Source organism: Candidatus Poribacteria bacterium (genome assembly GCA_028820845.1).
Taxonomy (GTDB): Bacteria; Poribacteria; WGA-4E; order WGA-4E; family WGA-3G; genus WGA-3G.
Genome location: JAPPII010000101.1, coordinates 47,400 through 63,302, shown reverse-complemented (window position 1 = coordinate 63,302; position 15,903 = coordinate 47,400). Strand labels below are relative to the sequence as shown.

The 15,903-nt window shown below is 45.7% G+C and carries 14 protein-coding genes and 2 tRNA genes; 3 read left to right on the top strand and 13 right to left on the bottom strand.

From position 1 onward, the window contains the following. Positions 1 to 169 precede the first annotated feature (169 nt). From OXN25_18530 to OXN25_18520, 3 genes are read left to right on the top strand one after another with little or no spacing between them, the layout of a single operon-like run. Positions 170 to 1,837, top strand: coding sequence for a bifunctional response regulator/alkaline phosphatase family protein (locus tag OXN25_18530; protein MDE0426851.1), 1,668 nt, complete (start codon positions 170 to 172; stop codon positions 1,835 to 1,837). A 17-nt stretch (positions 1,838 to 1,854) separates the two neighbouring features. Then, positions 1,855 to 3,705: a protein-disulfide reductase DsbD family protein gene (locus OXN25_18525; GenBank protein MDE0426850.1), complete on the top strand. Its 1,851-nt coding sequence runs from the start codon at positions 1,855 to 1,857 to the stop codon at positions 3,703 to 3,705. Positions 3,706 to 3,722: 17 nt separating this feature from the next. Continuing rightward, positions 3,723 to 4,832: a tetratricopeptide repeat protein gene (locus OXN25_18520; GenBank protein ID MDE0426849.1), complete on the top strand. Its 1,110-nt coding sequence runs from the start codon at positions 3,723 to 3,725 to the stop codon at positions 4,830 to 4,832. Positions 4,833 to 4,846: 14 nt separating this feature from the next. Here OXN25_18520 and OXN25_18515 read toward each other — a convergent pair. The 13 genes from OXN25_18515 to OXN25_18455 all read right to left on the bottom strand — a co-directional run bounded on the left by OXN25_18515 (position 4,847) and on the right by OXN25_18455 (position 15,789). Continuing rightward, positions 4,847 to 4,918 (bottom strand) — tRNA-Thr (locus OXN25_18515). Between the two features lie 28 nt (positions 4,919 to 4,946). Beyond that, positions 4,947 to 5,019 (bottom strand) — tRNA-Phe (locus tag OXN25_18510). Positions 5,020 to 5,243: 224 nt separating this feature from the next. Then, on the bottom strand, positions 5,244 to 6,347 hold the full coding sequence (dnaN, locus tag OXN25_18505) for a DNA polymerase III subunit beta (protein MDE0426848.1): 1,104 nt from the start codon (positions 6,345 to 6,347) through the stop codon (positions 5,244 to 5,246). A 107-nt stretch (positions 6,348 to 6,454) separates the two neighbouring features. Next, complete coding sequence (locus OXN25_18500) at positions 6,455 to 7,477, bottom strand: TAXI family TRAP transporter solute-binding subunit (GenBank protein ID MDE0426847.1); 1,023 nt, start codon at positions 7,475 to 7,477, stop codon at positions 6,455 to 6,457. A 191-nt stretch (positions 7,478 to 7,668) separates the two neighbouring features. Further along, a complete protein-coding gene (locus tag OXN25_18495) occupies positions 7,669 to 8,931 on the bottom strand; it encodes an NAD(P)/FAD-dependent oxidoreductase (GenBank protein ID MDE0426846.1) in 1,263 nt (420 codons plus the stop codon). Then, positions 8,928 to 9,011, bottom strand: a complete 84-nt coding sequence (locus tag OXN25_18490) for a BrnA antitoxin family protein (protein MDE0426845.1) — start codon at positions 9,009 to 9,011, stop codon at positions 8,928 to 8,930. Before OXN25_18490 ends, OXN25_18495 begins: the two co-directional genes overlap by 4 nt. A gap of 156 nt (positions 9,012 to 9,167) precedes the next feature. Beyond that, positions 9,168 to 12,662: a crossover junction endodeoxyribonuclease RuvC gene (locus OXN25_18485; GenBank protein ID MDE0426844.1), complete on the bottom strand. Its 3,495-nt coding sequence runs from the start codon at positions 12,660 to 12,662 to the stop codon at positions 9,168 to 9,170. A 141-nt stretch (positions 12,663 to 12,803) separates the two neighbouring features. Continuing rightward, positions 12,804 to 13,007: a hypothetical protein gene (locus OXN25_18480; GenBank protein MDE0426843.1), complete on the bottom strand. Its 204-nt coding sequence runs from the start codon at positions 13,005 to 13,007 to the stop codon at positions 12,804 to 12,806. Position 13,008: 1 nt separating this feature from the next. Continuing rightward, complete coding sequence (locus tag OXN25_18475; protein MDE0426842.1) at positions 13,009 to 13,497, bottom strand: type II toxin-antitoxin system VapC family toxin; 489 nt, start codon at positions 13,495 to 13,497, stop codon at positions 13,009 to 13,011. 54 nt (positions 13,498 to 13,551) lie between these two features. After that, a complete protein-coding gene (locus OXN25_18470; protein MDE0426841.1) occupies positions 13,552 to 13,785 on the bottom strand; it encodes a 3-oxoacyl-ACP synthase in 234 nt (77 codons plus the stop codon). After that, positions 13,757 to 13,966 (bottom strand): hypothetical protein, encoded by a 210-nt coding sequence (locus OXN25_18465; GenBank protein ID MDE0426840.1) that lies wholly within the window; start codon positions 13,964 to 13,966, stop codon positions 13,757 to 13,759. Before OXN25_18465 ends, OXN25_18470 begins: the two co-directional genes overlap by 29 nt. Positions 13,967 to 14,135: 169 nt before the next feature. Further along, on the bottom strand, positions 14,136 to 14,843 hold the full coding sequence (hisA, locus tag OXN25_18460; protein MDE0426839.1) for a 1-(5-phosphoribosyl)-5-[(5-phosphoribosylamino)methylideneamino]imidazole-4-carboxamide isomerase: 708 nt from the start codon (positions 14,841 to 14,843) through the stop codon (positions 14,136 to 14,138). A 46-nt stretch (positions 14,844 to 14,889) separates the two neighbouring features. Next, entirely contained in the window at positions 14,890 to 15,789 is a 900-nt protein-coding gene (locus OXN25_18455; protein ID MDE0426838.1) for a sugar ABC transporter permease, read from the bottom strand. Positions 15,790 to 15,903: the final 114 nt, after the last annotated feature.

Genomic DNA, 15,903 nt, shown 5'->3' with positions numbered 1-15,903 from the left:
TCCTATTTTGCTCAATAAGAATACCGCGGCGGACTTTTCTGCGTTTCACCGGAAGATTCACAACCGCTCACCCCGAAAAATTAGGCACATAATAGTGCAGTTGCCTCAAGATGTACAACGCCGTACGACATAATTTGCAAATCTATATTGCAAAGAGGGGAGACATAATATGACAGAAAAAAGAGGGAGGATCTTGTGGATTGATAACGAGGTTTCCGATGTTCGGCAAGCAAATACCGAGATCGAAGATCGGTATTCTGAAAAGCAAATATACGTAACACCCAAACCTTATGTTTCCTTTTTGGAGTCCCAAGGGTACGATGTGTCTGTAGCAAACAGTGCTACACATGGCATTAAAGCACTCAAAGACCAGCGGTATGATGCCGTCTTATTGAATTATGATGGACCGGCGCGAAAAGAAAACCTACTCGCGCATATCCGGAACTTAGATACCCACATCCCAATTCTACTCCTAACCCGCAAAGATGGTGAAGAAATAAGACAGGAAGCGAGCCTTTACGATGTTACCAACATCTTCATAATGCCTGCCAACCCACCAGACGAGGCTTGCCAAAAGGTATTATGTAAACAATTAGCAGCGTCCCTCGTTTTTCTAATTGAAAAACAGATAGTGCGCGAATTGTACATACCACAAGCATACGTTCAAAACTTTAATAGCGGATACATTCCGGACGGAGGTGCCCAAGAACACAATTTCACCAACGGTTGGCAAAGTTGGATCAATACTTACATCAACCTCCTTAAGTGGGATCTCCAGCTTGACACGCTCCATAGTGTAGATGAACTCAAAGCCATCCACGCCATACGAAAGCAGGAGGCAAACGCCGCATTTGCCAATTACATTCAAGACAACTACAGCAATTGGCTTGCGAATCAAGCGTCGCCGACTTTATCAGTGGATGTCGTCTATAAATATGTCATTCCGGAAATTCAGGCTGGCAAACAGGTGTTGTTTGTGGTTATGGACTGTATGCGGTTGGACCATTGGTTGAAGATTGAGCCACTGCTGCATCCAATGTTCGACATAACAACGCATTACTACTATTCCATCTTACCAACAGCTACCCGTTATGCCAGAAACGCTATTTTTAGTGGGCTGTTCCCGCTTGAGTTGGCTAAACGGTATCCACACTTATACGCAGAACCGGATAAAGCACAAACGAGTATTAACCGGCACGAAAAAGAACTGATACGCTTACAATTTGAACGACACGGTATCGCGCTCAAGCCGCCGTTGCACTATTTCAAGATTTTTGACACACAAGGGGAAACCCAATATTTACAGTGGCTAAATGTCACGGACCGGATTAGTTTGGAAGCGATCGTTGTTGATTTTCTGGATATGTTGACCCACACAAGGTATGAGGCGGATTTACTCCGGCAGCTCATCCCAGACGAAGCAGCGTTCCGAGCCCTTGCTCAGACGTGGTTTCAGCATTCTTGGCTCTACAAAATATTCAGAATGGCAGTTGATCGCGGTATAACCGTTGTCCTAACATCTGACCACGGTTCCCTACTCTGTCAAAATGCATCGAAAATTTCAAGCCAAACGCCTTTAACGACCGGATTGCGGTTTAAAGAAGGAAAACATATTACCTATGACTCCGATGCTGGATATCTCATCACAGACCCAGAAACCTATCGTTTACCGGGTAATGAGGAGGGGAGAAGCTATGTCATCGCGAAAGAGGACTACTATTTCGTTTATGAAAAACAGTTCAATGTCTACAAAGAACTCTTCCACGGTAGTTTTCAACATGGGGGCATTTCGCTTGAAGAGATGATTCTTCCTTGTGTTGTACTTGAGCCACGGTAATAAAGGAACCTTAACGTATGCTGAAAAATCCTATACTTCATAAGTCTGTATTCTGGACCTTGCTGATACTGGGTGCGATAACTTTTCCGACGTACGCACAAGCACAACTCGCCGACTTCGGACTTGTTGAGAAGCCGCCTGTAGAAAAGCTGACCGCGAGCGGATACTTGTCGGTTGACAAAGTACAACCGGGCAGTCAGTTCCAAATCGCTGTCGTCGTAGAGATTGCCGAAGGTTGGCATGTCAACGCCAATCCGGCGGGTGAAGGGCTTATTGACACTGAGATTCTTTTACCAGATACACCCCATCTCACTTTCGGGGAAGTCGTATACCCGATAGGTGAAGTGCTAAAAATTGATTCAATTGGGGAAGCACCCGTTTATCACGATACCATCACCATCGGTATCCAAGCCGATTTAAGTCAAAATGCTCCGATTGAACCGATGACGCTGGATCTGCAGCTCCGTTATCAGGCGTGTAACGACGATCAGTGTCTATTACCAGAAACGCTCGCTTTCACCGTCCCGATTGAAATTGTCAGTATAGCAGAGACAATCCAACGGATGAATACAGCGATTTTCAACAATATTGAATTCGGTGCAGCACCGAGTTCAGGTAGCGACGATGGAACGCTTGCTCGTGCGCTCTCCGGGGGACAGGTATGGCTCGCATTTCTGCTCGTGTTTGCGGGAGGTATCCTGACAAGTTTGACCCCGTGCGTCTATCCGCTCATACCGATTACCGTCTCCGTCTTCGGTGCCAATGAATCCGCTGGACTTTTCAAATCTTTCTTGCTCTCCGTTGTATATGTGCTCGGCATTGTCGTTACCTACTCAATTTTAGGGGTTGCCGTTGCGTCAACAGGTGCTGTCTTCGGTCAGATAATGGCAAACCCGTGGGTCGTCGGATTTATTAGCCTAATTTTGGTTTCTCTGGGACTCTCTATGTTCGGTGTTTTTGAAATACGGTTGCCCTACGCCGTTCAGAATCGGCTTAATACCGTTGGTGGCACTGGGTTTGCTGGCGCGTTCGCCATGGGAACAGTCGCTGGCGTGATTGCTGCGCCTTGTACGGGACCGGCGTTAGCAGTCGTGCTAACCTATATCGCGACAACAGGCAGCCTGTTCCTTGGCTTCTGGCTTATGTTCACTTACGCTCTCGGAATGGGACTCCTCTTTATTGGTATAGGCACTTTTTCTGGGCTGCTCTCTGCGTTGCCACGGTCAGGCGGATGGATGTATGTACTGGAAAATATCTTCGGCATCGCTATTATTACAATGGCACTCTACTTCCTCAAAGATGTATTTCCACCGTTGCAGGACTTCCTCCAGAATTCACTGCCATTCTTCGCCGTTGCCGGTGGCTTACTACTTATTGGATTGTGGCTTAGTAAGCTGACGCAACGTTTCAGCGGTATCTCCCGACGCATGCAATTCCAAAAGACGTGCGGTCTTTTACTGGCTATTCTTGGGGTCTATATGTTTGTTGGTGGTATTCAAGAACCTGCTGGACCACATCTGGATTGGGTTTATGATGAAACCGAAGGGCTTGAAATGGCTAAACGTGAAGACAAATTGGTAATGCTCGATTTTTATGCGTCTTGGTGTGCCGCTTGTAAAGAACTCGATCACAAGACTTATGCAGATCCTGCGGTCGCTGCAAAACTTGCCAACTATGTTAACATCAAACTCGATTTCACTCGTAGTTCTGAAACCACTGAAGCATTGACGGAAAAATATGAAATTCCTGGATTACCAGTCGTTATCTTCATGGATGCTGAAGGTAGGGTGCTCAAACGATTCACAGGCTTCGTCGGTCCAGAGGAGATGCTCAGGATTCTTAACGACCTTGAGAACAAAGTGTTATAGAAGATAGAGGAATTAACATGCCATTCAATACAAAATCTTTATTCTCGCTACGGAGTTGGCTCTTTTATGCGGAAGTGCTGGCAGTCATCGGTTTTATTGTGATTGCGGCACTCTACATCCGGCGAGGGAGTGCTGAATCCGAAGCCCCCACTGCCACACAGATTGGTGGCTTCATTGAGAAGGCAGACGTGCTTTTCGAGAAACAAGACCTCGCGGATGCTGCGCTTTTTTATTGGCAAGGATTGCGAGCATTAGAGGCAAGTGGAGATGACCAGCGTATTTCAATAAACGGCACATCCCAGTCGAGTGCGGAGGTCCGCCTACACGCCAACCTTCGTATCTCGGAAATCTATTCGCACAGCAATTGGCTGAAAGATGCCAAGGCACGCCTGGAACACGCTGCACGCATTCAACCTGAACATAGTGGTGTTCGTCTTCTACGTGGCAAACTGTTCCGAGATGAAGGCTTCCTCAGCGAAGCAACTGAAGAATTTCTTGCCGTCCTCAAACAAGATCCGCACCACGCTGAAGCACACTATCTCCTCGGGGTTCTCTATCAAGGGAGCAAGCAATATAAATCCGCTGCTGAATACTACAGTAAAGCCATCGAAAACGATCCAGAGTTGCGGGTGATTTCCTCTGAAAAAGCACCTATCGGTATCCTCGCGCGGCTTCAATTGTCCAGAACATACGCAAGAATGCTTCAAGATTACCAATTTCTTGATCGGGAATTTACCGATGCAGACTTGGCTGAGGTCAACCGCCTCGAATCAGAGGCGATTCGCTTGCTGGAAGAAGCACATGAAAAATATCCAGAAATGAACGAAGTGGTTGACGATCTGGTTCGTCTGCTCTTCGCCCGGGCGACTGCGCTCGAACGTGAAGATTTTGAAACGCGTCAGTATGGAAATGCACTTCGCGTCTACGAACGGATTGTAGAGCTCGATCCACAAGAGGTGCGAGCGTTGGAACGGATGGGTGAAATTTATGCCAGTTTCCTTGGTGATAAGGCGGCTGCACTGGAGATATATCGGAAAGTGTATGAAATTGAGCCACACCCGACTGTCTTAGCGAATGTCAAATCACTGGAAGAGGATGTTGCCGCTGAAATGGAGTCGGAGGAATAGTAAGAAAAATGAAAAGCCGATGAGAGGATTTGAACCTCCGACCTACTGATTACGAATCAGTTGCTCTTCCACTGAGCTACACCGGCTTAGCAAATTATTGCGATTAAAAAAAGATGCCGAGAGGCAGAATCGAACTGCCGACACAAGGATTTTCAGTCCTCTGCTCTACCGACTGAGCTATCTCGGCATTGGGCTATATAATAATACCATAAAACAACAAGGTTGTCAAGTTTTTTGAAAAAAATGCTATGGACATTTATAGGGAAATTTGCCATTGCTGATACACGGCAGACCGGCGAGGTTAAAAACCTCGCCTACCGTTTTAACGGTCAGCAATCGGGAAGAGATTTAACACTACAGAATAGCACGTGTAGAGGTTAAGTTTCCCGTCTCACCCGATAAAGTATCCCCTTAGGATTCCAGACGCATCGGCATCACGAGACAGATATGTCCTTCGTCTCCGACGGGTCTAATGACCACAGGTGCGAATTCACCCGTGAACTCTATAGCGAGCGACTCCGTTTCGATGTGCGCTAAAATGTCTATGAGCAGACGTGCATCAATCGCGAACCGGGCAGTTGCGGTGCAAGATTGCACAGAAATCGTCTCACGTGCCTCACCTAATTCCGGGGTCTTCGCATAAATCGTAATCTGCTCTGTCTCTATATCCAAAGTGATTGAGTAGTTCTTCGGATTCGACAGCAACGCGACCCGTCGAACAGCCGGTAAAATATCGTCTTTGGAGATAACTGCTCTACCGGTTGTTTCGTTTGGAATGAGTTTCTCATACTTCGGATAATCGCCCTCAACAAGCCGTGTCGTTAAGGTAGCGTTCTCATCAGCAAAAAGAATCTGATTTTCAAAAAGCGAGAGCGTCACCTCAGAAGCATCCGCAAAGGTTCGCGCGATCTCTTTAACGGCTTTCAGGGGTAGGATAAACCCATCATTATTCCCAGGGGTCTTGAGTGGGTCACAGTGTGCGAGCGCGAGCCATCTCGAATCGGTAGCAACCACTTCGGTTCTGTCTGCGAGGAAATTAAAATAGAGGCCGTTGAGGAAATAACGAACTTCCTCTGTGGCTGCAGCGAATTCGGTTTTGCGGAGCAGTGCCCGGAGGGTATCGCCTTCAATTGTCAAGGATTCTCCATCAATCGAAGGTAATTGTGGAAATTCTTCGTCAGGGAGTCCAATAATTGTGTAAACGCCATCGCCACAAGTAATTTCAACCCGGTTATTTGCTGTAGTTGCCAAGTGTATTGTTTTATCTTCCGGTAATTCTTTGACGACATCTGCCAATTTTCTCGCTGAGACAGTGATTGCGCCTTCTTCTTGGATTCCACCTTCCACTCTGATTTTGATACCAATCTCTAAATCTGTAGCGACACACGCAATTTTTTCGTCTGCGGCTTGGATAAGGACATTCGAGAGAATCGGTAAGGTGCTGTGTCCACTTGCCACGCCTTGTAGCACCTGTAGGGAATACAAGAGGTTACCTTTTTCAAAAGTTAATTCCATTTCCATTTCTCCTTATTAAGTATTACCTACAATTTATTATACCCAAAAAGCGCGTTAAAGTCAAGTGTTTTTTAACTTTCGTTAAATAATCTTAACAAAGACAACGATTATTCTTGCCAGATACCGATTTCTTGATAGAAACGAATAGCACCCGGATGGAAAGCGATTCCTGTGTCTTTAACGACATTTTTCGGATTGATGGCTTTTCCAGCACCGTGCCGTTTGACGACTTCTGCACGGTGTGTATACAAGGTCTTCGTGAACGCGTAGACCATGTTTTCATCGGCGCCCTCGGCAGTGATAAGGTGCATCGCTCCGACGTTCATACTCGCAAACGGTTCTGTCTGTCCTTTGTAGGTATTCGCTGGGATGGTTATAGCGTTAAAGAAAGGGTAATCTGCAAAGAGGGCCTGTTTCGCTGCTGCGTCGAACGGAATGAAGAAGATGTCTTGAGACGTGCTGGCTTGCGTGGCAGCGGGTGTCGGGACAGCACCACCGATGAACGCAGCGGCAGCCGATCCGTCCGCTAACAGATCCACCGCGCCGATGTAAGTGCTGTTGATGGGTGTGAAATCATCGTACGTGACACCGTGTGCCGCTAATATTGGTCTGAGGAAATACTCAAAACCTGCGCCTGCGGGTCCAACAACGATCCGTTTTCCGGCGAAGTCCTGAATTTTACGGATATCGGAAGATTGTGGTGTAAGAAATAAACCGACATTGGGAGCAAGTGTCATAACGCTACGGATGGCGTGTTCGGTCTCCCACGCCCCTTCACCGCGCACCGCAAAATAGGAGATTGCAGCGTTGGCGAGTGCGAATTCTAATTCACTGCTCACGATGCGGCGGATGTTCTCTTGCGTGCCTTTGGTGGCTTCGGCAGTGACTTCCCAACCTGTGTCTGGTGCGTTACCAGCGACGACCTCAGCAATTGCAGAACCGACGACGAAAAACGCGCCACCTGCTGGCGCCGTGCCGACACTGATGTAGCGGCGTTTTGAGGAACTGTCGTTCACTAATTCAGCTGTATCGGTTTTCTGACTCTGGGTGGTATCTTGTTTTGAGGCATTATCGCATCCGAAAGCAAAAATAGCACAGATAATTGATAGATAGTACACGACTGGTTTCATGAGTTTCTCCTATGGATAACCCAAATTGCTATCTGCAAAATTTTAGACAGATAGATATTGTTTGTAATCAGGAAATGTTGATTATTCGTGAAACATCGTATCGCAAACTTCAGTTTGCGGATGCAGCTGCACAAACTAAAGTTTGTGCTACAAACTGGCAACTTGGGTCATGGATATGGGGCATATTCTGATTAACCGAGCGGCACTTCAGGGGGCAATGGACACATCTCTGCCATCGCAGGAAAGATGTGGGTTACATCTTTTCTAAACACATCGCCACTCAAAATATCGACGATGCCTCCCTGATGCTCTGGGTATTGGGACAGGAACCGCGCAAAACTAAATTCTTTTGTGTAAAAAGCGTAGACGAGTTTCCGAAATGCCTCCATCCCATCTACAAACGTCGGTCCAAAACTCCTGAGTTGTGCCTCGGAAAAATCATCTTTCTCAAAGGCTTCAATGATAGCATCCGCTGCCATCTCACCGGACTTGAGTGCCAGAAACAGCCCCGTGGAGTAGACGGGATCTAAGAACCCAAACGCATCGCCTACCAACACCCAATTATTGCCTGCGATACGGCTGGCACGGTAGGAAAAATCTTTAGTGGTTTGGATCGGAAAAAGCTGCTTTGCCCCTTCAAGTCGGCTCTTCAATGCAGGACATTTCTCAAGTTCTTCTGTGAAAATCTGCTGCGTATCAAGTCTACCGTTGGCATTTCTTCGGCTCTGGAGGAGGTAATCGAGTTCACCGACAACACCGATGCTTGTGCGATTATAAGGCAACGGGATCGACCAGAACCACGAGTCTTTCTCCTCCGTGTGTAGGATGAGCGTCGCGCCTTCGTCGATGCCTTCGTCTCTATGCCCACCCTCATAGTGTGTGAAGAGAGATGCCATTTTGAGATTGGGTTCGACTGTATTCAGGTTTAGCTGCCGTCCAATCAGCGACCGCTGTCCGGTAGAGTCGGCGATGACGGTTGCACCCAGGGTTTCACAGGTGCCATTTGCATCTTGGACGACAACACCGGTGGCTGAGTCTCCGTCGAAAAGCACCTCTCGTACGCGGGTTCCCCGTTGCACTTCTACGCCTTTTTCCTTCGCGTTGTCTAAGAGCATCTCGTCAAACTCGCTCCGCAACACCTGCCACGTGACTGCACTCTCATGCGGGTTGGTTTGAAAGAAGTAGAACGGACTGGAGGCTTTGCCGGTACGTGAATAGAATTGGACGCTGTATTTCTGCGGAAAGTGGCTTGTCCGTAGTTTTTCGAGCATACCGAGTCGTTTGAAAGTCCAGTAGGTCGCGGGAATTAGCGACTCCCCGATCTTGAATTTCGGTTCGGCTTCGCGTTCAAGGAGTAGGGCGCGGTGTCCGTGTTCAGCAACAAGCGTTGCAACGGTGCTGCCAGCGGGTCCCCCGCCGATAACGATGAGGTCGTAATTGGAGTGTGTGTTCATCTATGTGATTCCATATACGCTCGAAGCACCGTATTTATTCGTGCGTGGTAATCTTGTCCCTGTCCCTTGAACCATTCCAAGCCTCACGTTCAATCTGAAGATAATTTTCAGGGACAATCCGCTGGGCATTTTTCCAAAAGTCATCATCAAGTTAGGGGATGTCTGATGTATCAATTGTGTCCTCAGGAAGATTCTCAATTTCAGAAAGCCGTGTTTTTGAAAGCCGCATTGTATCCTTATATCCCGATACGTTTTGCGACTCGACGGGCGAATTGTTTCACCCTTCTCCCGCTCAATTCGATTCTCAATGCTTTTTTCGCGAACTTCTCTACAGATTTCCATTTGCCCTGTTTAAGATAAGTCAAAGCATCTTTATAGTACTTTTCCTTTATATCATCCAAAAGTTTGTGAGCAATTTGATTGTTATGATCAAGTTCTAAAGCCGCTTTAGCAGAAATTTCTGCTGCATCGATATCATCCCGGTTAAAGCTATCCTGTCCCTGATCTAAGTAAGCATCTCGTATTTTCTTTGAAAGTTTGTGAGTATCCGAATGGTTGCCAGGCAACTCTAAAGCCTTTAACACGTTTTTGCTTGCATCTTGTAGGTTTTTCATTTGAAAGTAAGTATCAGCGAGATTATGATATGCTCTTTGGTAATCCGGCTTAATTGCAATTGCACGTTTTAGTAAGTCTACTGCCTTATCAGGATCACCTATTTTACGGTAAACGAAACTAAGATCCCTATAAGTCACGTGACTCCATTTATCAATCTCTATCGCTTTCTCATAAGCCTGTATCGCTTTGTCGTATTCTTTCATAACCCGATAAAGGATGCCAAGATTGTGATAGGCTTCCTTATATTTATCGTCAATGCGTATGGCGTGCTGGTAGGATTTCAGTGCTTTGTCGTACGCTTTCTGCTTCCGATAGTCATCACCTTGCTCTTTGTGCTTTTGCTTTATTTTTTCTAACAGTTCCTTAGCATGTTCATAGTCTCGGTTAACCGCCAGAGCCTTTTCGGTTTCTTTTTCTGCTTCTTCAAGATTTCCGAGTTGAAAGTAAGTCTTGCCAAGGAAAAGATGCGCCCCTATAAACTTTGAGTCAATTTCTATGGCCCTTTGAAATTCTAAAATCGCTTGATCGTAGTTTTCACGGTTAAAGCACTTCTTGCCGTTGTAGTAATATCTCATCTTTACAAGCTTCAAAAGCGTCAAGGCCTCTGGATATTCGTCCCTGAGTCTTAAAGCTTCTTCGGCTGCACCTTTAGCGGCTTCCAGCTTACCTACCTCCAGGTATGCCTTACTAAGTCCACAATGTGCTTCGGTAAAAATGGGTTCTAAGTTTATAGATTCCTGAAATTTGCCAATTGCTATGTTCCATCCGCTATTGTTCAAGGAATTGCAACCAGAGTGGTAACACTTTATAGACTTCAAAAGATTCTGCGAATTTGTATGATTATTTTCCGCAAGCGTTAAGGATTTTTTAGCCGTATTCTCCGCTGCTTCTAAGTCCCCCTGTCCAATGTACACCCGTCCCAGTCCACAATGTGCGTCGGTGTAAACAGGATCTATGTTTATCGCTTCTTGGAACTTGGAAGCCGCTGCGTTATATTGCCCATTATTCAAGTAATCGCAGCCTGCTTCATAGGATTCCTGTTTTCGCTTATTGCCTTCAAAGCGTGAAGAGTTCAGGTAGTTTCTGAGGTAACACAGGCTTGCCGCGATTGCATCAGCGGAATGGTGAGGTTCTGGCATTTGTTGGAGGTTACATATTCGCATGACTCCTTTTTGGACTTCCTGTTTAGATGCGTTTCTCTTACTCGTAGCAATATACTTGACTTGCTGGGGCGTATAGAGTTGACATTCAACTCCGTGCTGATGGGCAATACTTCTTATGGTTGCGACACATCCAGCGACATAAAAGAACCAATCTTCTTTTGTTGCGTCCTTTCCGACTTCAATCTGTTCAACTGCAATTGCATCAGGAGAGCGTAAGGTTATCAGTGCGTCAATTTTCCGTTTAATTTTTTCTGATTTGTCATTCGCTTGTCCGAGTGGGTTTAGGGTGCCATAGTCAACAACGGTATAACCATCAAACGACTTTTGCGTAATAGACCATCCTACATTTGTCGTTTTAGCACCGATATTACCTGGGTCTACCCCCAGGACAGTCATACCATTCCCAAGTAGTTTCTCAGGCAATGGTTCAAGATATTCGGTTGCTCCTTCGGAGTCTTCTGGAATCGGTAGGATAGGAATGTTTTCAAGCGTATCTACGGATTCAAGAAGATGAGAAGGAATATACTCTAAAAATGGAGAGCTTCCGCGTGGATACTGATCGTCTCTCTCATAGGAAGAGAGGCATAACCAATTTTTCGCGCGAGTCATTGCTACATAAAGTAACCGCAGTTCCTCATCCCAGTTCTTTTCGTCACGATTGTGATAATGTGGTAACAAATCCTGACATATTCCCGTAACAAATACATTCGGAAATTCTAAGCCCTTAGATTTATGGATCGTCATCAGAGACACACCGATTGTGTCCGTACTGATGGAATCATCGAGTACATGATACCGAATTCCTAAGTCATTGAAAGCCTTTTTAAAAGGGTCTGCTTGTTTATTGGTGCGGTATAACACAGCAAAATCGCTTGGTAATTGACTACCTCCATCAACAGTCTCATGGATGAAAGTGGCAATAGTAGAAGCTTCTTCTTCATCGGTTATACAATGGAGGTATTTTACCTTCTCTCCCTCAGAATTCCGTGTGAATAGTTCTTTCTCTCGACGCTCTGGATTAAATTCCGCCAAAGCTCGAGAGGTTTCAATTATCCTTTGCGTTGAACGATAATTTTGTTCAAGCGAAATTACCTTAGCATTAGGGTAGTCTCTCTCAAAGTTTAATATATTCTGGATGTCAGCACCTCGCCACCCGTAAATTCCTTGGTCATCGTCACCGACAACACGCAAATTCAAATGCTTCTGAGCAAGGTTTTTGATGATCCGATACTGCGTTGGATCTGTGTCTTGGTATTCGTCAACAAAAATTAGTCCGAACTTATTCTGCCATTTTCCCCTAATATCCGGAACCTCTCTAAGAAGTTTATCAGTAAAAACTTGCTGACTCTCGTAATCAATCCAGCCGTTAGTCCTAAGAAGCTGCTCATAACTTTCATAAATTTTTATATAGGCTTCCGAATTATCAGGATCGGGGACTTGATTTCCAGCATCTGATGGAAAAATTTCTCTCGCTTTACACTTTTTAATAAAATTAAGAACATTTTCAGCTTTAGGAAATCTATGAAATTGTATATAGTCAACCTCGGCGCGTACCTGTCGTTTGTTAATACGCGTTAAATTTTCAACAATTTTTCTCTGATCTTTCTCCTCTAAGGCTTTAAAATTCGGTGTGTAACCTCTACCGAGTCTATCAATATCCTCCTTCAAGACGTTTCGACAGAAACTGTGGAATGTAGATATATTAACGAGTTTTCCTTTCTTTTCCCCTACAATTTCTTTCACCCGATCTCGCAATTCCTCGCTGGCTTTTACAGTAAAACTAAATGCCAAAATCTGGTCTGGTTGTACTCTGTTTTCTATAGCATAAGCAATAGAATGAACAACCGTTCGCGTCTTACCTGAACCAGGCCCTGCAATAATTAGAAGAGGGCCTGTTCCGTGTGTAACAGCTTCTCGTTGCGAAGAATTCAAGCCTTTTAAAAGTTTCGACATCTTAGGTTCGTTTGGGTTTATAAGAAACGTTAGAATTACTTGGACATTGTGATTGGCACGGTTAGGAAACCGTGCCTACCGGGTTGGGGTTTCTCCGACCTAATTCCTGACAAAATCTCAGCGTGTACAGAAATATTTTAGTCAATCTGCAGCCTCTTCATTCGTCGATTTCGCTACTTTTTTAGGCTTTTCTGGTGGCGGATCTACGAATTTATACTTTCCAGACTTCCGGTATTTTTTATCTAACTCGCGGTAGTATTCGCCCAGTTTTCTGGCATCGTGATTGAATTTTTTAGAGATTTCCCTTCGAATTCTGTGAATTTCGTCAAGTTCATAGTTAGCCATTTTAGTCATCAACTCCAAAATAGTTTAGAGGTGTCGCCAATTCCGGCGTTGGTAAACCAAGTTCACGATTTACCTGCCGGATACGATAAGTTTTATCAAGATTCGCGATATGTTTACAATTCCATGTTAAAAGCACATCTACATTGTAACACGAAGCAAGTGCTACATGATGTGCGTCCCCGAACAGACCTCGAGGCATTATTAACCGGTCTATGTAGATTTCTGCGACTTGATTAACCTCAGTAGTAACTGTCAGTATTTCAAGATTCTCTACCAAGTCGATACGCTCTTGCGTTTTTTCACCTATCCCTTTGCGGAGCTCCTCAATAACAGCAGCACTTGAGACAAGGGTGAATTGATCCGCGTATTCCGACCACCATTTCCGGGTCCAACTTTGCCTAGCAAGTGATTCAATATCTGTGCGCAACGTGTAGTAAAAACTCGGAATTGTCGTTTCAATATAGACACGATTTTGTGTTTCGTTATGCAATAATTGTAACCTCCAAAGATTTACGTGTCCCGGTAAAGCAAACCATGCGTTGATTTATCTATGTGCCTCCATATACGCCCGAAGCACCGTATTTATCTGATCGTGGTAATCTTGTTCCTGTTCCTTGAACCATTCCAAGATTTCGTGTTCAATCGCAAGATAATTTTCGGGGACAATCCGCTGGGCATTTTTCCAGAAGTCATCATCAAGTTCGGGGATGTCTGATGTATCAATTGTGTCCTCAGGAAGGTTCTCAATTTCAGAAAGTCGCTTTTTTGAAAGCTTCATTATATCTTCCTCTTTCCTTCGGTTTCTCTGACGGTGGATCCACGAATTTGTATTTGCCTGACTTCCGGTATTCTTCCTCTAATGCGTGATAATGTGCAATCAGTTTGTCCACGTCGTGGTCGAACCGAGCTGATATCTCTCGGCGGATTTTGTGAATTTCATCAAGTTCATAGTTTGCCATTTTAGTCATTAACTCCTAAGGTAATTATAAACGCCAAAGGTCTACGATGTCAAGGTAAACCGTTTCAGACAATTATAGAACAGACCGGTGAGGTTGGAAACCTCACCTACCGCGGGGCATGAAGCAGATTTTGTTCGGAAACGGCAAGCCCTTGTAAAAAATCCGCCTTTTAACTCGCAGCAGCGATAGCATCACTGAGCGCGAGGTCGCCGGTGTATAAAGCACGTCCGACAATCGCACCGTTTGCACCAATACCTTTTAAAGCCGCTATGTCAGCAAGTGATGTGACACCGCCCGAAGCAATCACGTTTGCGGAAACGGCATTGATAATATCTGCGGTTGCCTCGACATTCGGTCCCTTGAGCATGCCGTCGCTCTTGATGTCGGTGTAAATAAGCGTCTGCACCTCTGCCATCTCCTGCGCAAATTCAACGGCGGATTTTTCAGAGACCTCCAACCACCCCTCAGTCGCGACCATCCCGTCCTTTGCATCAATACCGACAGCGATACGGGCACCATATTTCGCGCAGGCCTGCTTCACGAAGTCGGGTTGTTTGAGGGCAACTGTGCCCAAAATGGCGCGATCGACTCCCAATGCTAACACGGTATCTAAGCGTTCCATGCTACGGATACCGCCGCCGAGTTGGACAGGAATCTCAAGTGCGGCGACAATCTCGCTAACGATGTTGAGGTTCATCGATTCGTTCTGAAATGCGCCATCTAAATCTACGAGGTGGAGGTACTCCGCGCCTTCCGACTGCCACTGCAGTGCCATTTCTACAGGCGCGTCTGAGAAGACGGTCTCTTGTGTCGCAATGCCCTGAACGAGGTTTACACATTTTCCACCACGAAGATCAATTGCGGGAAGTATCTGCAAAGTCTTTCCTTTCTACAGTTGACGGCACAACGGCGTGTGCCTACTACTATTCATCTCGGAAAATGCCGAGCAATTTTAATTGGACGATTGAGATGACAGCAATAATGAAAAAGAGCACCCAGCCGATTGTTGCTGCATAGCCGAGACGCATGAACTGAAACCCGTTTTTGTAGAGATACATGACGATCGTTGAACCGGCATCAGCGGGTTCACCACCGTTTGTCAAAATATAGGGGAGATCAAAGAGCTGGAGCGACCCTATCATCGATACAACAAAAACGAAAGCAATCACAGGTCGCAAGGAAGGAAGTGTAACGTGTAGAAACGCCTGCCACCAATTCGCACCGTCAACAGCTGCGGCTTCGTAGAGTTCCTGTCGGATGCCTTGTAAACCCGCCAAAAAATAAATCATGTTAAAGCCTGCCCACTGCCAAACACCGGTTAGAATGACCGCTGGCATCACGTAATTTTCTTCGTTCAACCAACCAATCTCCTTACCAAGGAAAACGAATTCTTGGTTTACTAAGCCTGCCCGCTGGTCGTAGACGAGGTTAAAAATGATAGCGACGAAAACACCCGCAACCAACACGGGTGCAAAGAAGGCAAGCCTGAGAATGTTTTTCCCTCTGACGAATTTGGAGTTGAGCAGGATTGCTAACAAGAGTGCTATCGGCAGTTGGAGGGTCAACGTGCCTGCGGCAAAATAGGCGGTATTTCGGAGGGATTTCCAGAAGATTGGATCGCCGAAGAGATCTATGAAGTTCCCGATCCCGACGAATATCCGACTTTGGAACCCGCGCATCTCATAGAGACTCATCACGAGCGACGAAATGAGTGGATACCCCATAAAGACAACGAAGAGTATATAAAATGGTGCAATGAAAAGGTAAGGTGCGATTTTCTGTTGTTGATTCCAAAAACGGTATGTTGTCTGTTTTGTTCTCATTTTTTTAATTATCGCAAGCGAGTTGTCAGGAACTCTATAGTGTGCAGCGTTATCTTTCAAATTCGCATTGCTGCCGTTGTTGCAATGCTACAGACCTTGGCCGAGGGTCTCATC